General features: G+C 70.1%; 13 protein-coding genes. 2 read left to right on the forward strand and 11 right to left on the reverse strand.

The genetic code is table 11. The features are described 5' to 3' along the window. Nucleotides 1-71: 71 nt before the first annotated feature. The 7 genes from ABEB03_RS42555 to ABEB03_RS42585 all read right to left on the reverse strand — a co-directional run bounded on the left by ABEB03_RS42555 (nt 72) and on the right by ABEB03_RS42585 (nt 6386). Complete coding sequence (locus tag ABEB03_RS42555; RefSeq protein WP_345658444.1) at nt 72-671, reverse strand: CGNR zinc finger domain-containing protein; 600 nt, start codon at nt 669-671, stop codon at nt 72-74. A 138-nt stretch (nt 672-809) separates the two neighbouring features. Further along, nucleotides 810-1715 carry a universal stress protein gene (locus tag ABEB03_RS42560; protein WP_345658445.1) on the reverse strand — a complete coding sequence of 302 codons (906 nt, stop codon included), beginning with the start codon at nt 1713-1715 and terminating at the stop codon, nt 810-812. A 147-nt stretch (nt 1716-1862) separates the two neighbouring features. Beyond that, entirely contained in the window at nt 1863-2105 is a 243-nt protein-coding gene (locus ABEB03_RS42565) for a DUF397 domain-containing protein (RefSeq protein ID WP_028799506.1), read from the reverse strand. Between the two features lie 83 nt (nt 2106-2188). Next, nucleotides 2189-3355 carry a thiolase domain-containing protein gene (locus ABEB03_RS42570; protein WP_345658446.1) on the reverse strand — a complete coding sequence of 389 codons (1167 nt, stop codon included), beginning with the start codon at nt 3353-3355 and terminating at the stop codon, nt 2189-2191. Next, nucleotides 3352-4407: a thiolase domain-containing protein gene (locus ABEB03_RS42575; RefSeq protein WP_345658447.1), complete on the reverse strand. Its 1056-nt coding sequence runs from the start codon at nt 4405-4407 to the stop codon at nt 3352-3354. The genes ABEB03_RS42570 and ABEB03_RS42575 overlap by 4 nt, the downstream gene beginning before the upstream one ends. Beyond that, nucleotides 4408-5355: a Zn-ribbon domain-containing OB-fold protein gene (locus ABEB03_RS42580; protein ID WP_345658448.1), complete on the reverse strand. Its 948-nt coding sequence runs from the start codon at nt 5353-5355 to the stop codon at nt 4408-4410. Between the two features lie 230 nt (nt 5356-5585). Beyond that, entirely contained in the window at nt 5586-6386 is an 801-nt protein-coding gene (locus tag ABEB03_RS42585; protein WP_345658449.1) for a crotonase/enoyl-CoA hydratase family protein, read from the reverse strand. Nucleotides 6387-6561: 175 nt separating this feature from the next. On the opposite strand from ABEB03_RS42585, the gene ABEB03_RS42590 reads away from it, so the two are divergent. Then, nucleotides 6562-8181 carry an acyl-CoA synthetase gene (locus ABEB03_RS42590; RefSeq protein ID WP_345658450.1) on the forward strand — a complete coding sequence of 540 codons (1620 nt, stop codon included), beginning with the start codon at nt 6562-6564 and terminating at the stop codon, nt 8179-8181. Between the two features lie 144 nt (nt 8182-8325). Further along, nucleotides 8326-10536 (forward strand): alkaline phosphatase family protein, encoded by a 2211-nt coding sequence (locus ABEB03_RS42595; protein WP_345658451.1) that lies wholly within the window; start codon nt 8326-8328, stop codon nt 10534-10536. A gap of 32 nt (nt 10537-10568) precedes the next feature. On the opposite strand, the gene ABEB03_RS42600 is transcribed toward ABEB03_RS42595, so the two are convergent. From ABEB03_RS42600 to ABEB03_RS42615, 4 genes are read right to left on the reverse strand one after another with little or no spacing between them, the layout of a single operon-like run. Then, entirely contained in the window at nt 10569-13493 is a 2925-nt protein-coding gene (locus ABEB03_RS42600; protein WP_345658452.1) for a TIR-like protein FxsC, read from the reverse strand. After that, complete coding sequence (locus ABEB03_RS42605; RefSeq protein ID WP_345658453.1) at nt 13486-14415, reverse strand: AAA family ATPase; 930 nt, start codon at nt 14413-14415, stop codon at nt 13486-13488. The genes ABEB03_RS42600 and ABEB03_RS42605 overlap by 8 nt, the downstream gene beginning before the upstream one ends. After that, entirely contained in the window at nt 14412-16508 is a 2097-nt protein-coding gene (locus ABEB03_RS42610) for a vWA-MoxR associated conflict system protein (protein WP_345658454.1), read from the reverse strand. Before ABEB03_RS42610 ends, ABEB03_RS42605 begins: the two co-directional genes overlap by 4 nt. Continuing rightward, nucleotides 16505-17458 (reverse strand): alpha/beta hydrolase family protein, encoded by a 954-nt coding sequence (locus ABEB03_RS42615; protein WP_345658456.1) that lies wholly within the window; start codon nt 17456-17458, stop codon nt 16505-16507. The genes ABEB03_RS42610 and ABEB03_RS42615 overlap by 4 nt, the downstream gene beginning before the upstream one ends. Nucleotides 17459-17496 lie beyond the last annotated feature (38 nt).

A 17496-nucleotide genomic window follows, 5' to 3' on the forward strand; every position in this document is an offset into this window, starting at 1 on the left:
GCAGGACTGACCACGAACGCGGGACAACATCCGGTGACCCGGCGCCCGTTCCGGCACCGAGGGGTCGTTCTTCAGGCGCTCGTGCGGTGTCGCGCGTGGTGGCGGGCGACCCGTGCCCGGTTGCCGCAGGACGGTCTGCACCACTCCTGTCGCGGGTGCTCCTTGATGAAGTACCGCACGCAGCGCGGCGCGTGGCAGGCACGCAGCCGCTGTCGCTCGGGGCCCGCGAGGAAGGCGAGGACGGCGTGGGCGAGCGTCGCGGTGAGCTCCGTCCGGCCGTCCGGGGGCTCCTGTCGTACGACGGGGTCGGCGCCGTCGGCCCAGGACAGGACGGGGACGGTCGGCACGCGGGCGGCGACCGTGTTGAGCCGCTCGACCGCCTCGGGCACGGGCAGCAGACGGGCGGCGTCCGCGGGGCTGGGCTCGCCGGGGCGCACGGCGCGGGCGAACAGCGCCCGGACCGCCGCGCGCAGCTCGCGCACCTCGCTCAGCGCGCGGTCGTCGGCGACGTACGCCGGGGCGTCCGGCAGCAGGCCGGGGTGGTCCCTGACCCAGGCGGTGAGCCCGGCGGGTGCGGTCAGGTCGTCCGCGACCCCGCCGTTCCCGTCGTGCCGCACGGTCAGGGCGAGGTCGAGGGCGAGTCGTGCGTCGCCGCTGATCGAGTCGTCCATGGCGCTAATGATAGGTCTGCTGGATTCCATTAGCACCAGCGGTCGTCCGGGCCGGGTGGTGACACCATCACGGGGCACCCGGCCGGTTGCCGACGCCGGGACCTCGGCGGCGCCCCGGGCCGCGGCACCGACGCGGCCTCAGCTCTCGTCCGCCCCGCTCGGCGGCACCACCGCCACCGGGCTCGCGGCGTGCAGCAGGACGGCCCGGGTGACCGAGCCCATCATCCGTGCGGGTGCGAGCAGGCGGCGCCGGTGTCGGCCGACGACGACGAGGTCCGCGTCCTTGGAGGCGGCGACGAGGTGACCGGCCGCGTCGCCCGGCGCCACGGTCAGCTCGACGTGGACGCCGGGGTGCCGTTTGCGGTGCGGGGCGACGAAGCCGTCGGCCAGGGTGCGGGTCTCGCCCTCGATGACGTCCTGGTCGGTGGCGGCGGGCACGAAGTCGCCGGGTGCGGACCAGATCTGGACCGGCCAGGGATAGGCGGCGATCACCTGGACGCGGGCCCCGCTCAGACCGGCCTCCTCGAACGCGAGGGCGAGGGTGGCCTCGTCCGGACCGTCGACGTGGAGGCCGACGACGACACGCGGCCCGGGTTCGGCGGCGGGCGCGTCGGGCACCTCGCGTCCGGGGCGCGGCACCACGACGACGGGGCAGGCCGCGTCGGCGGCGACGGCCATGGAGGTGGAGCCGAGCAGCAGGCTCGCGAATCCGCCCCTGCCCCGCGAGCCGAGCACCAACAGCTGGGCTTCGGCGCCGAGTTCGGGCAGCACGGCGGCCGGGGCGCCCTCCAGGGCGACGTACTCCGGGACGGGCGGGCCGGTCCGGTCGGCCAGGTGGGCGCTCACCTGGCCGAGCACCGGGTCGTCGGCGGGGTCCGGCGGGCCGGCGACCAGCACGTCGGGCTGCCCCCAGGGCGCGTACTGCCGCACGTGGACCACGCGCAGGGGCGCCTCGCGGGCCCGGGCCGCGGTGACCGCCAGCTCCAGGGCACGCAGACTGTCGTCCGAACCGTCGACCGCCGCGATGACCGGCAGGGTACTCATGGAATCCTCGCCTCCGGCACAGACTTCCGATCTTCCTGGGGCCAGCCTGACGCAGGCCCGGTCCCCAGGAAGGGGTCGTGGGTCGAGTGTCCGGAAAAAGGAGAAGGATTCACCTTCGGGCACGTCACCCCGGGGTGACGCACCGGCTCACGTCAGGTCGAACTCCCCCTCGCGCGCTCCCGAAACGAACGCTCCCCACTCCGCGGGCGTGAAGATCAACGAGGGGCTCTGCGGGCGGCCACTGTTGCGCATCGCGATGAAGCCCTCGACAAAGGCGATCTGGACGTCTCCCCGCCCTCGGCTGCTGGACTGCCACTCGGCGTTGCTGAGGTCCAGTTCCGGCTTGTCCCAGCCCGCGAGCGGGTGCTGCTCGATGGTGCTTTCGGCCACGTCCGTGCTCCTCCCGGTTCGTCGTCCGCCGCCAGCCTAGCGATCGGTCCGGGCGGCGGACAGGCCACGTGAGGGGGACGGATTCAGGAGGTGGGCGGTACGGAGCCGACCAGCCACATGGAGAAGAACTGGGAACCGCCCCCGTAGGCGTGGCCGAGGGCCCTGCGAGCGCCGTCGACCTGGTGTTCCCCGGCCTGTCCGCGCACCTGGAGGGCGGCCTCGGCGAACCGGATCATGCCGGAGGCGCCGATCGGATTGGTGGAGAGGACGCCGCCCGACATGTTGACGGGCAGGTCCCCGTCGAGTTCGGTCACCCCGGACTCGGTGAGCTTCCAGCCCTCGCCCTCCTCGGCGAAACCGAGGTTCTCCAGCCACATGGGCTCGTACCAGGAGAACGGCACGTACATCTCCACGGCGTCGATGTCACGGCGTGGATCCGCGATGCCCGCCTGCCGGTAGACGTCCGCGGCGCAGTCCTTGCCGGCCTGCGGCGAGACGAAGTCCTTGCCCGCGAAGAGGGTGGGTTCGCTGCGCATCGCGCCGCCGTGCACCCACGCGGGCGGCTTCGGGGAGCGTGCCGCGCCCGCCCGGTCGGTGAGGATCATCGCGCAGGCTCCGTCGGAGGAGGGGCACGTCTCCGAGTAGCGGATCGGGTCCCACAGCATGGGCGAGGCCTGGACCTTCTCCAGGGTGATGTCGTGTTCGTGGAGGTGGGCGTAGGGGTTCTTGAGCGCGTTGCGGCGGTCCTTGTAGGCGACGAGGGAGCCGACCGTGTCGGGGGCGCCGGTGCGCCGCATGTAGGCGCGCACGTGCGGGGCGAAGAAGCCGCCCGCCCCGGCGAGCAGCGGCTGCTGGAAGGGGATGGGCAGGGACAGGCCCCACATCGCGTTGGACTCGGACTGTTTTTCGAAGGCGAGGGTCAGGACGGTGCCGTGGACGCGTCCCGCGACGAGGTTGGTGGCGACCAGGGCCGTCGAACCGCCGACGGATCCGGCGGTGTGCACCCGGAGCATGGGTTTGCCGACCGCGCCGAGCGCGTCGGCGAGGTAGAGCTCCGGCATCATGACGCCCTCGAAGAAGTCGGGGGCCTTGCCGATGACGACGGCGTCGATGTCGGCCCACGTCAGTGCGGCGTCGTCGAGTGCCCGCCGGGCGGCCTCGCGGACCAGGCCCGCGATGGACACGTCCCTGCGGGCCGCCACGTGCTTGGTCTGGCCGATGCCTACGACGGCCACGGGCTCCTTGCTCATCGGGCGTCCCCTTCGAGTACGGCGACCAGGTTCTGCTGGAGGCAGGGACCTGAGGTGGCGTGGGCGAGTGCCCGGTCGGAGGCGCCGCGGTGGATACGGGCGGCTGCCTCGCCGATGCGGACGAGTCCGGCCGCCATCACCGGGTTGGCGGCGAGCGCGCCCCCGGACGGGTTGACGTCGACGCTGTCGTCGAGACGTAGCGCCTTGCGCAGGACCACCTCCTGGGAGGTGAAGGGGGCGTGCAGTTCGGCGGTGTCGACGGGCCGTTCGAACGCGCCGGCCCGCTCGGCGGCCAGCCGCGTGGAGGGCGAGTCGGTCAGATCGCGGACGCCGAGACCGTGCGCCTCGATGCGGTGGTCGATGCCGCGGATCCAGGCGGGACGCTCGCACAGGTCACGGGCGCGTTCGCCGGCCGCGAGGATCACGGCGGCGGCCCCGTCACCGATCGGCGGGCAGTCGCCGGTGCGCAGGGGGCGTACGAGGTGGTCTCCGTGGTCCACCGGACCGCGCAGCTGGGCGTGGGGGTTGGCGGAGGCCGAGGCGCGGCTGCGGGCGGCGATGCCGGCGAGCGCGGGCTCGTCGGTCTCGCCCGCGTCGATGAGCGCCTGCGCCTGGAGGGCGGCGAGGGCCACGGAGTCGGGCCACAGCGGGGCCAGGTAGTACGGGTCGAGCTGCCGGGTGAGGACGTCGCGCACGGAGCCGGGGGACGACTTGCCGTACCCGTACACGAGCGCGGCGTCGGCGTCGCCGGTGAGGAGTTTGGTCCACGCCTCGTAGAGGGCCCAGGCGCCGTCCATCTCGACGTGCGACTCGGAGATGGGGGGCCAGGCGCCGACCCCGTCGAGCGCCATGGTGAAGGAGAAGGCGCGGCCCGCGAGGTAGTCGGAGGATCCGGAGCAGGTGAAGCCGATGTCGCCGGCTTTCAGGCCCGTCGCGTCGAGCACCTGGTGCAGGACGGGAAGGAGCATCTCCACCTCGGAGAGCTCGTCGCTGGTGCGCCGGTGGTCGGTCTGGGCGAACGCGACGACGGCGATGTCCCTGATGGGCCGCATCTACAACAGCTCCTTGTACGTCTCGTAGTCCGCGTCCGGTTCGCCGGTGGGCCGGTAGTGGTCGGGGTATCGGGCGCCCGGCGTCCATACCGGCTCCACGCGCAGGCCCATGCGCACCTGGTCGTACGGGATGCCGCCGATGCGGCCGTGCAGGGCGAGGTCGGCGCCGTCGAGGGCGATGTGCGCGTAGACGTAGGGCACTTCGATGTCGAGGTTCTTGGCCTTGATGTTGACGATGCAGTACGTGGTCACGGTGCCGCGGGGGCCGACCTCGACCTGCTCGGAGGTGGCGACTCCGCAGGTGGGGCACGCTCCGCGGGGCGGCACGTAGACCTTGCGGCACGACGGGCATCGTTCGCCGACGGTCCGCCGGCCGGACAGGGCGTGGATGTAACCGGTCTGGGCCCGGCCGGGAGAGTAGACGTAGTCGAGGCGGGCCTGGGCGACGATGCCGGTCACCTTGTCCGCGAACTCCCCGCCGTGGGCCGCGGGTTCCTCGCCCGAGGCACTGCCGTCGTACGGTTCGAAGCAGGCGATGTCGGTGATGGCACCGGAGCGTTCGGCGGCCCAGCGGACACGGACGCGCATGCCGGTGCGTACGGCGTCGGGGCCCGGGGCGTCGAGGGCGTGCAGCAGGGCGGTGTCGGCGCCGTCGAGCCTGACCAGCACCCAGGCGAAGGGGGTGTCGAGGGGCTGGCCACGGCGGGGCTCGTGGTTCCAGGCCCAGGTGGTGACCGTGCCGGTGGGGGCGACCTCGACGAGGTCGCCGATCTCCTCGGCCGTGACCGGGTCGTACTCGACGGGTGGGACCAGTGTCCGGCCGTCGGCGGTCCGTACACCGAGCACGACGCGCTCGCGCAGGCCGGTGAGGAAGGCGCTCTGCACGGGGCCGAGCGAGCGGGTGAAGGGGAATTCGACGACGAGGGGGGCTTTGAGGACTTCGGGCATCCCGGATGTCTCCTTCGGAGGTCGGGCGCGCCGGCCGCGTGGGCCCGGGCCGGGCGGACCCGGTCACGGGGCTTCGAGGACCGGGGCGCGCCGGTGCGGGGATTCGGGTCCGGGCGGGCCCGGGCTTCGAGGCGGTGTGCCCCGATGCCGGGCCTCGGGCCCGAGTGCGGGCTCTGTCGTGCCTGTCCGTGCCGTTCCTCGGGGGCGGCGCGCGGACGGGAGCCGCGGGATCAGGCGCGCCGGTAGACGGGCGGACGTTGCTCGGCGAAGGCGCGTGCGCCCTCCTTGGCGTCGGCGGTGTCGAACACCGGCCAGCCGCGCCCCAGTTCGGCGGCCAGACCGTCGGTCTCGGTCATCTCGGCGGTCTCGTAGACCGACGCCTTGACGGCTTCGACGGCGAGCGGGCCGGCGGCGTTGACGAGCTCGGCGATCTCCAGGGCCTTGTCGAGAGCCGTGCCGTCGGGGACGACGTGTCCGATCAGGCCGATGGCGGCGGCCTCGCGCGCCGGGTAGGCGCGGCCGGTGAGCAGCATCTCCAGGGCGTGCGTGCGCGGGATCTGGCGTTGCAGCCGGACCGTCGAGCCGCCGATCGGGAACAGACCGCGCCTGACCTCGAAGAGGCCGAAGGTCGCGGACTCCCCCGCGACGCGGATGTCGGTGCCCTGGAGGATCTCCGTGCCGCCCGCGACGCAGTGTCCTTCGACGGCGGCGATCACCGGCTTGCGGGGACGGTGGTGACGCAGCATCGCCTTCCAGTGCAGATCGGGGTCGGCCTTGAGCCGGTCCCGGTACTCCTGGCCCTCCATCCCCCTGCCCGCCAGCGCCTTGAGGTCCATTCCGGCGCAGAAGGCGCCGCCCGCGCCGGTGAGCACGACCGAGCGGATCGCGTCGTCCGCGTCGGCCTCGAGCCAGCCGTCGTACAGGCCGACCAGCATCGGCAGCGAGAGCGCGTTCTTGGCCTCGGGCCTGTTGAGCGTGAGCACCAGTGTGGCGCCTTCGCGCTGCACGGTGAGGTGTTCCGTCCCACCCATTGCCGTCCTCCCGTCTCAGGAACGAGAACAGGTTGCAGGAGGCGAGGAGTCAGTACAAGAGTTTTCTGACAGACAGTCAGATTTCTTCGCCGGGACCCTTCACAGTTGGGTCGGGCTTTGCTCTGATGACCGTCGAGCCGAGGGCAGCCACGGACGTTCGGGGTCAGGAGGAGCGGTGGAGTACAACCTTGCCGACCTGTTCGAGTCGGTCGTCGACGTGGTCCCGGACCGTGAGGCGCTCGTCTACGTCGACCACCCGGGCACGGGCGCGGAGCGCCGGCTGACCTACGCGCGGCTGGACGAGGCGGCGAACCGGATCGCCCACCACCTCGCCGACAGCGGCGTACGCCCCGGTGAGCATCTCGGCCTCCACCTCTACAACGGCGTCGAGTACATCCAGACCGTGCTCGGCTGCCTGAAGGCGCGGATCGTCCCCGTCAACGTCAACTACCGCTACGTGGAAGAGGAGTTGGCCTACCTCTACCAGGACGCCGACCTGACGGCCCTGGTCTTCGACGCGGAGTTCACCGACCGGGTGGCGGCCGCCCTGCCGCACGCCCCGGCACTGCGGCACCTCGTGCGCGTGGGGGACCCGGCGCCCGGGGCGGCCGCGCTCGACGCGGTGGCGTTCGAGGACGCCGAGGCCGCGGGCTCCCCCGGCCGGGGCTTCCCGGCGCGCTCGGCGGACGACCAGTTCATCATCTACACCGGCGGCACCACCGGCATGCCCAAGGGCGTGATGTGGCGGCAGGAGGACCTGTTCTTCGCCGGGCTCGGCGGCGGCGCCCCGACGGGCGAGCCGGTCAAGAGGCCGGAGGAACTCGCCGAGCGGGTCGCGGCCGGAGGCGAGGGGATCACCTTCTTCCCCACTCCCCCGCTGATGCACGGGACGTCGACGCTCACCGCGTTCATCGGCTTCAACTTCGGCCAGCGCGTCGTGCTCCACCGCAAGTACGTGCCCGAGGAGGTCCTGCGGACCGTCGAGAAGGAGAGGGTCACGAGCATGTCGCTGGTCGGCGACGCGATGCTGCGGCCCCTCGTCGACGCGCTGAGCGGGCCCATGAAGGACACCGACTGCTCCGCCCTGTTCAGCGTCTCCTCCTCCGGCGCGATCATGTCGGACACGGTGCGCGAACAGTTCCAGGCGCTCGTCCCGAACGTGATGCTGCTCAACAACTTCGGCTCCTCGGAATCCGGCTTCAACGGCACCGCCACGGCGGACTCGGGCCCTCAGCGCGGCTTCCGCGTACAGGTCAACTCCCGTACGCGGGTAGTGGACCCGGTCACGCACGAGCCGGTCGCCGTCGGCGAGCCGGGCCGCATCGCCCAGCGCGGCCATGTGCCTCTCGGCTACTACAACGACCCCAAGAAGACCGCCGAGACCTTCTTCCAGCGGGGCGACGAGCGCTGGGTGCTGCTCGGTGACATGGCCACGGTCGACGAAGAGGGCATCGTCACCGTCCTCGGGCGCGGCTCGCAGTGCATCAACACGGGCGGCGAGAAGGTGTATCCGGAGGAGGTCGAGCAGGCGCTCAAGTCGCATCCGGACGTGTACGACGCCTTGGTCGCCGGCGTTCCCGACGAGACGTGGGGCAACCACGTGGCCGCCGTCGTCCAGCTCCGCGAGGGCGCGCCGCGGCCGTCCCTGGAGGACATCCAGACGCACTGCCGCACCCGCCTGGCGGGCTACAAGATCCCCCGGCAGCTCGTGCTCGCGGACACCATCCAGCGCTCCCCCAGCGGCAAGGCGGACTACCGCTGGGCCCGGTCGGTCGCGGTGGAGGCGGCCCGCTGACCTCGCGTCGCAGTCTTTGCACGGCATTGACCTTCCGGTTGAACGCCAGGTGAACCCCGGACGTACGCATGATCGCGGCCTCTGATCTGCCCCGAGCCCGGTCTGCCGCGTCGATGCCGGGCTTCGCATGGAAGGACCTTCGGCGTGTCGCACTCCACGCGCACTCGTCAGCTGCCGCAACGGCCGGACACGGAACCGGAACCGGATACGGACGCCGGTACGGAGGTCGCGGCGCGCGCGGACGGCGACGGGGCGTCCGACGCGGACACGGGCGGGTCTCACGGCTCGGACACGGGCGGGACTTCCGGCTCGGACACGGACGCCGGGGTGCGGGCGGAGGAGGACGGGGCCTCCGGCTCGGACGCGGACGCGGGCACAGACGCGGGCGCCGCCACCGAGAAGCACACAGAGGACACCTCGGAGCGGGACACGCAGGCGGACGCGGAGACGGCGCGGGACACGAGGCCGGACGCCGACTCGACACCGGAGCGGGACACGGAGCCGGACACGAAGGCGGCGACCGACGCACCGACCGTGGTGAAGCCGGACCCGGACACCTCGACCGACGAGGAGCCCAAGGCGCCCGAGGCGCCCGACGAGGAGCCGAAGGCGCCCGCGGCCGACGCCTCCGCAGGGCAGGCCGACACCCCCCTCGCGCGGGCCGACGGCCCGTCACGACGGCGAGGCTGGTGGGGCTGGCGGCTCAAGTACCCGCGTGCGGCGCGTGCCGTGACCGTCGGCACCTCGGTCCTGTCCGGGGTCCTGGTGCTCTTCGCCCTGCTCGTGCCGAACGAGCTCGACCGCCTCGCGCCCGACGCCTTCCTGCGGATCCCCGTGGAGGGAGTCCTGCTCGCCGGTCTGCTGCTGGTGCTGCCACCCCGGCCCCGGCGGATCGCGGCGGTCGTGGTCGGGCTGGTCCTCGGCCTGGTGACCATCCTGAAGTTCGTCGACATGGGCTTCTACTCGGTGCTGGCGAGGCCCTTCGACCTCGTCCTGGACTGGATCCTGTTCGACGACGCCGCCGAATGGGTCAAGGAGTCCTTCGGGAGGACCGGCGAGGTGGTCGCCGTGATCGCGGTCCTCGCGCTCGTCGTCGTCCTGCTCGCCCTCATGACCCTCGCCGTCGTGCGGCTGAGCGATCTCATGGCCCGTCACCGCCCCGTCGCCACGCGCACCGTGCTCGTCCTCGGTACCGCGTGGATCACCTGCGTGACGGTCGGCGTGCAGTTCACCGACGTACCCGTGGCCTCGCAGATCAACGCGGAGCTGGTGAAGAACCGCGTGCACCAGGTGCGGGCGGGCCTGCGCGACGGGAAGGTGTTCGCCGAGCAGGCGTCCGTCGACGCCTTCGCCGACACACCGCCCGACCAGTTGCTGACAGGACTGCGGGGCAAGGACGTCCTGTTCACGTTCATCGAGAGCTACGGCCGCACGGCGATCGACGACCCCGCGATGGCCGACCAGGTCGGCTCGGTGCTGTCCGAGGGGACGAAGTCGCTGAAGGCGGCCGGGTTCGCCTCGCGCAGCGCCTGGCTCCGCTCGCCCGTCACCGGCGCCGGGAGCTGGCTCGCCCACTCCACCTTCCTGTCCGGTCTGTGGATCAAGAACCAGCAGCGTTACCGGAGTCTGACCACCAGCGACCGGCACACCCTGACGAGCTACTTCCAGAAGTCCGGGGCCTGGCGCACGGTCGGCATCGTGCCGGGCGTCCGCCGCGCGTGGCCCGAGGGCAAGTTCTTCGGCCTCGACCACATCTACGACTCGGAGCATCTCGGCTACCAGGGACCGTACTTCAGCTGGACGCCCGTGCCGGACCAGTTCAGCCTGGAGGCCTTCGAGCGCCTGGAGCACGGCAAGAAGGACCGCAAGCCGATGATGGCGGAGATCATCCTGGCGTCCAGCCACAACCCCTGGGCCCCGGTCGCCCACATGATCGACTGGAACGACCTCGGTGACGGATCGGTCTTCGAGCAGATCAAGAAGGAGGGCAAGGACCCCAAGGAGGTCTGGAAGAACCCCGAGAGCGTGCGCACCGAGTACCGGAACGCCATCGAGTACTCGCTGCACAGCCTCATCGAGTACGTGGAGCGGTACGGCGACAAGAACACCGTGCTGGTCTTCCTCGGCGACCACCAGCCCGTCCCCACCGTCACGGCCGGCAGTTCGAGCCGCGACGTGCCCGTCACCATCGTCGCGCACGACCCCAAGGTCCTGGACCGGATATCCGACTGGGGCTGGACGGACGGCCTCAAGCCGGCGAAGAACGCCCCGGAGTGGCGCATGGACACCTTCCGCGACCGCTTCATGACGGCGTACGGCTCGCGTCCCGGCGCGAAGGCTGGTGAGGCCCCCTGACAGCACATCGACCACCAGTAGGTGCGCCCTCGTCAGAGCCGCTCCGGGTCTTCCGGACCCATCTCGGGCCAGCGGGGTGAGCTCGGACCCATCAGACGCGGCCTCGGGTAGGGCGGGCCCGGAGCAGGTGTGACCTGCGCGTGCATGAGGTACTGCCGGGTGAGATGGGCGACGAGATGAGGCAGCAGTTCCATGAAGGACTGCAGAGTCGGCGTGGCAGTGACGGCCGAGCGATCACTGCCATGTCGGCTGCGGTCCAGGACACCGGGCATCGTGCGCGACAGCTCAACCCCGAGCCGCCGACCTTCCACGCTGTTGCTCTGTCGGTCCGCTCGGCTCCAGGGAGCGACCGCGCCCACCCATGGGCTGGCGCCTGAGTCGAAGGCCACGAGTCGGCGTCGCCGATCGTCATCAGTGAGCGCCCAACGATCGATGAGCACAATGCATGGGGTACCTGGCGACTTGCTGTCGCCCCCCTCGACATCCTCGTCGTCGAAAGCCGACACCGTGATCCGATAGTCCATGGAGCGGATCAGTTCCTCGGCGAGCGCGGGCAGCGGGCGGACGGACTCCGAGTGATAGGGGTTCCAGTCATGAGCGCTCTCGCCGTACGGACGTACGTCGCGGTCCACGGGCAGCTGATCGCGGCTGGGGGCCGCTACCGTCAGATGGATACTCCGCGGCCCGTGGCCACGCGGTTTGAAGGCACTCGGCGTGCTCTCGTAAGGGCGGGGCCGTCCGGGTGGCAAAGGAGACTCGTGTGCGACCCGTACGATTCGCTGGGCGAGCCCGAGAACGGCCTCCTCGTACTCGTCGCGCAGCCGGTTCAGCTTGATCAAGCCGTATATGCCGTCGGCCGCGTACCGATCGCCGAACTGTGCCTGATCGACGTGGATATGCCTTACAGAATCAGGGAGTTGGCTGTAGTCCATACGCGTCCAGAGCGCCGGCACGATCGCACTCCGACCTGGCGAGCCGCTGCTGCGGGCTCGGACGACTCGCTCGTTGAAGGCGAACCACTCGCGACCGCAACTTTCGCTCGCGAAGTACCGGGGCGAGAACAACGGCACGAATACTCGGCACGTCGCCAGATTCTCACTGAGTTTCTCCGACCATCCGTCCCCGGAACGCAACTCTCGATCCATGAATCCGGCGGGTGCTCCCGCCGGGAGATCCGTGAGCGCCATGATGTGATCGCACAGGTCGCTGAACAACTGGTGCACCCAGTGATCCGGATCTCCGACCCCATCTCCCCAGGTGGGCGTGTGAGCATAACTCAGATAGAAATACGGTCGGTTGTCGACGCCGGGGCTCCCGTAGGTCGGAAGCCCCCGGGCGTAGTCCGTTTCGGGTGCGGTCTCCCGGTCTGCTTCGCGAGTCGAGTCGCCGCGAGACATTCCGAGCAACTCCAACGTGAGCCGCTCGGCCCGTTCGAGCGGTGCTGACCCGGCCTGAAGAAGAGCCCGGTGCTCCGAGGCCGGCACCGCTGCCGAGAGGTCCCCACCCTGACGGACCTCGGAAGCCAGCGCGTGCGTCAATACCCGGTTGAGCTGCCACAGATCGTGCTCGGTGAGCTCGCTCCTCAACTCGCGCCGTACACCGTGCGGCAAGGTCAGCTCGAATGCTCCGTTCTCCCCCGGCTCCGCGGCCAGGAGGCCGCTGACGAGTAATTCGGCGACATCCGGCGGCGCAGCCTCGGGCACCAGTCCCTGGCGGATGAGCTGCAGAAGCGGCGTGCCGAGCCGGTCGAACGGGGAACACAGAACCGCCAGGCGCGCCGCGGCCGGCGAGGCGGTGTGCAGGAAGCCGCTGACGGTCGGGGCGATGGATCGAGTTCGGAGCGGCGTCGGAATTCGGCCCGTCCGTGGAACCAGGACAGCGGCACATCCTTCGGGATCCGTCCTCATCACCGCACGCGACCAGCGATCCAACGCACGGCGTGAAAGGGAGAGCACTGGGAGGGGTTGCCAGTTGCTCCCGCCCCCAATCCTCGATGTCTCTCGTTGGTCCCCTCCGTCGCCGACCCTGCCGTCCGTACCATCCGGGAGCAGTGGAACGGGCGTGGCGAGGACCAGATGCGCATTGGCGCTGCCCGGGGCTTCCGCCGAGACGCGCACCGTGGGCAGATCGAGTGCGGTCCTGCGCCACAGTTTCTGCGGCAGCGGATTGAGAAGAGCCACTGCCGTGGACCGCGACCACGCATGCAGCAGCTGCCACACTCCCGGTTGTCGCCAGCCCGGAGCGGCGCAGTCCGAGACCACCAGTACCAGTCGTCGGCCATCGGACGGCCGCAACTGATCAGGGCCCGTCAACCGGCCAAGCCTGTCGTGCAGTTCAGGGCCTTCTTCACCGAAATCGAGTTCGCGCACCTGAAGGGTTCGGAACGCACCGAGGCAGTCCAGCGTGGCGGTGAGGTGGGTGACCGTCTCCCGCCACATCCGCATTGCCGGAGAGCGATCCACTACCAGCACCAGGGAAAACCAGCGTTCGGGCGCGGGACCGAAGGCAGGAATCAATTCTCCGCTGCGGGCGTATCCCTCCACAGTTGCGTCAACGTCCCACACCGACCGGCGGCCACGAGACCACTGCCGTTTCCAGGGGCGTAGCGCCCGAGCCACGCCGAGCTCGGGTGACGGGATGGCCACACGCGGCACTTCGGCCACATCGTCCGGGATCTGCTCGCACGTCCTTGGCTGACGGTCCTGTTGATCGCGTTCGCCGACCGCAGCAGGCAAGATCTCTTGCTCAGGACTCCGTTCCGGCGCCGCCACAGGTGGCTGTTCGTCAGGCTCCGCTTCGGCGGGCGCCACCGTGTCCTCAGCCACGTCACCCGCCATACGGGACGCGAGCCACAGGACGTCGGCCAAGGCCGACCCGTCCCACTCGGGAAGGGCTGTGCTCAGCGCCGACACCGCCCGTGCCAGCGAATCCTGGGCCCCGGCGGATCGATCAGGCACGGGACAACTCACGCAGGACGAGATCCAAGACCTCTTGTCGCTCTCCTCCGGCCGGCACATCACCACTGGTCAAAAGATGAACGGCGTTCAAGAGTTGATCGATCGCCAAGCTCTCGCCGTCCGAGACCCGGGCGACGAACGCCTCGATGAGCGGATCGAACAGATCGGAGCGGTCGTCGGCAGCGATCCGAAGATGCGCCTCCACCACCCTGCGCAGAGCCTCGACCGTGGGTCGAGGCATGGTGAATCGGATACATCGCCGCAGGAAAGCCGCCGGGAAATCTCGTTCACCATTGCTCGTCATCACGATGAAGGGGAAGTGGGCGCACTGTATCCGCCCTCGTGCGACGTCGCTGCGGGTGTCGCTGTCCCACTCACGCACTGCGACGACGTCCCTGTTGTAACGGGCGAGTTCGGGAATCTCGAACTCGCCACGCTCCAAAACGTCGAGCAGGTCACTGGGCAGGTCCAGGTCGCTCTTGTCGATCTCGTCTATGAGGAGGGCGCGGGGACGGTCAACGGGCAGCAGCGCCGTTCCGAGCGGACCCAGCTGGATGAAGGGCGCTATGTCGTCATCACCGGAGCCCGCGAGCCGTTGAGCGTGTATGCGCCCCAGCGCGTCATAACGGTACAGGGCCTCCGCCAGCATGCTTCGCGAGGTGATGTGCCAACGCAGCACGGCACCGAGTTTCAACTCGGCGGCGACCTGTTCGACCACAGTCGACTTTCCCGATCCTGCGGGCCCGGTGACCAGGAGCGGACGACGCAGCATCAACGCGGCGTTGACAGCCTGGACCAGGCCAGGGGGTGGCTGGAACTGCTTGTGCAGGGCCTGCCGGGGAAAGCTCCGCCAGGGAGGCGGCGCCCCCAGATCGACATCACGTGGCGTGCCGTCCCCGACATAGAAGGGCTGCCAGGTCATGCGGAGTTCCCCCTTGCGGTGTTGAACTGCCCGAACCAATCGCAAAAGTCGAGCCATTCGGTGTCGTGCCACACCGTCCGCCACCGCGCGAGGTGCTCACGGCCGTCCATATCCGCCTGGGTCCACTGCCCCCAATGGCGTCGATAGGCCTCACTGAACTCCGCGGGCAGCAAATGCCAGAACTTGTCCAGGCTGTCCTGGAACGCACGTGGCAGGCATCCTTCGGATTCCGGCCAGAACACGATCGGGGCGTAGGCCAACAGCACCTCCATGACTTGCACGAGGCGCTGGGGGCGATGCTCCAGCGCGATGGCCCGGCCATAGACGCCGTTCCCGAGCCGCTCGCCCAGTTGGGCTTCCTGGCCCTGACTCGTCTCATGCTCGCCCAGCCAGTCCACCGGAGCCCGACCGCTCTCGTACTTGCTCATCACTTCCAGCTTGTCCCGGGCCCGCTCGTTGATCCACCACAGGTGGTCGGGGGGACAGAGCCGTTCGCTCCAGCGCAGCACCACGTCGTGCGCGACGCCCAGGCGCTCGCCGAAGTAGGCCTCCTCCGGCCGCCAACGCAGCAGTAGCGACGCGGAGGCGGCGATCTCGACCCTGCGCAGCCTCACTCCAACTCTCTGGGCCTGCAAGGACGCCCACCTGACCACACCGGCCAAACACTTCTCGACATCAGCCCGGGCGGGCCGACACTCGAATTCCGCCTGCGCATATTTCTCGCCGCGGTCGAGCAGCCATGCCTCAAGGGTCTCGGGCCACTCGTCGGCGACAGCGGAGTGCATCACCACGACCAGCCGCAACCGCATCTCGGAGCCGCGCCTGCGCATGGCCTCGAAGGCATCGCCGAGCTCCACTTCGGCGCCGACGTCGCGTGCCCACGCAATCAGTCGCGGGTCGGCTTCGGCAATGTCGTCCTCGGCAGCCAACGTGGCGACAAAGGCGGCGAGAGGTGCCGTGCGTGACCCGGGTCGGTCGAGTTCCTCGACACGGGGAGCCCGCAGGCGCAAATACTCCACGGCATCGCGTAGGAGCTCACTCCCGGATGAGTCCGGCAACCGCGCCGTGCAGCGTCCGGCGGCCGACCACAGCGCGCGCCGCAACCGCTGCGAGGTCAGAGGCCGCCCAGGCCAGGCGGAGAGCAAATCGATGGTGCGCAGGCCGTCCAGAAGCCCGTCGACGACGCGAAGGGCCCAGGCTGACTCGACCGTCCCCGCCGATATGGTCTCTTCACGCAATACGGTACGCAGCCGCTCCAAAGCCTCGGCGTCCGCCACGGGTGCCCGCAGCGCGGCGACGGGGCCCACGGGGACAAGTGCGTGTTCCAGTGCCTCACCTGCGAGGGGACCGAGTAGGGGACCTGGCCGAGCGGGGTGGGCCACGTTGCGGGACAGCCACAGCCGCCCGCCCGGCTGCACGCCGTCGTACTCCACACGCCGCGCGTCCTGTTCGGGTGCGAGGTTCCGTACGGCGTCGAGTAGCGTTCGGGGGTGGAGAAACTCTCCCGCCCCGGAGACACCCTCATCCAGCACTTGGACGGCAGCCCGCGAGAAGGCCATCTTGTAAGCCGTCTGCGCGGCTCCTACAGACATGAGCATGGACAAGCGCGCTGCGCCCTGACGCACACCGCCGTCGACCGACCTGAGATCGGGTATAGCGCCGCCGGCGTGACAAGCGTCGACGAGGGCCAGGACCCCCGGCAGCCCTGGTGTCTCCAGAACCTGGTTCAGCAGTTCCCCGACGTTCACAGCGGTGGCTATCTCATCGGCGCGGGAGTCGGTTGCCATGAGATAGAGGGAGGAGTTCTGGCCCGCCGTGCTGCCGTGTCCGATGAGTGCGAGAACGAGGACGGCGCCTTCTCGGCCGGCCCGTTCTGCCGCGCCCCGGACGGCCGCCTCGATCCCCGCCTGACTTGCTGAGGGGCCGTACAGCAACGAGGGTTCGGTCACGGAACCCTTGGCGCACATGCCACGCCGCCGGTCGGTGAGTACGCCGTGCAGGGCCCTGGCCACGTCGTCCAGATCGTCAAGCGGTCCCATGTTCACGCACTTTGGCGCCACGACGAGGACATGTCGGCGGATCGGTGCAGTCATCCCGTCGTGGCTCTCTGGATCGCCTCGGCGACCGGGCCCGCCACAGCCGCGTGGGCCAGGTACTTGGTGGCCGGGTGCACCCACATGCCGTCCGAGTCCACCCGCATGGTGACCGGGAGAACGCCCGTGCCGCTGGGAAGCAGCGAATTCTCGAGTCGCGGTCGTGCGGCGACCAGGTCGTCCCGGTCCCAGAAGTTGAGCCACCGCTCCACGGAATCGGGTACCCGCAGAGGCTGCGGCCTCATCCGGGGACGTACAGCCGCACCCATCCCGATGGGCGAGCCCAGCGTGATCAAGAGACGTAAGTCGCCGCGGTACCCGTGCAGCGTCTCCATGGACACGACCGTGCCCAGTGAGTGTGCGATGACGATGGTGGGACCGGAGGAATCCAGTGCCTGCTCGATGCAACGACGGATCCGGCTGTCGAGGGTCAGTCCACGTTCGTCCTCCTCACCCCGCCGAAGATAGCGCGCGACCTGCCGCAACTGGCCGACCATCAGGCCGGCACTTGCCCATCGGCCGAAGGCACTCAGACCCGGCAGCCCGAGCAGCGTGTTGGCGGCTGTCAGGACCTGCCGGGCAGCGGCACCTGGACCCTGCGGTGACCCTTCGGGGGCGAGCTGAGCGCGGGCCCGGCGCAGTACGCGCCACGTGTCTTCCGTCGTGGGCTCGGACAGCCGTTCGTCGACGGCCGCGAGGAGCAGCTCTCCGACGAGATCAGCGTCATCCGCTCCGTCACCGTCGTCCCCCTGCTTTTGATCGCGGTGGAACAGGTTCCCGTAGTAAGCGAATCGAGTGTCCGTCGCCCGTCCGTGCCTCAGTTCCGGGGCCCACCGCTCGTGGCCTGCATCACAGGCTCCTGCCGCCAACGCGGACAGCCAGGAGTCCTGTTCAGCGACCGGGTCCCGTAAGCCGCCGATGCCGTGGACGAACACCAGACGAGGCTTCATCGACCCCCCGAAACGCTCCCTGCCCGGGGCCTCCGGGC

Source organism: Streptomyces siamensis (assembly GCF_039543605.1).
In the GTDB taxonomy this organism is placed as follows: domain Bacteria; phylum Actinomycetota; class Actinomycetes; order Streptomycetales; family Streptomycetaceae; genus Streptomyces; species Streptomyces siamensis.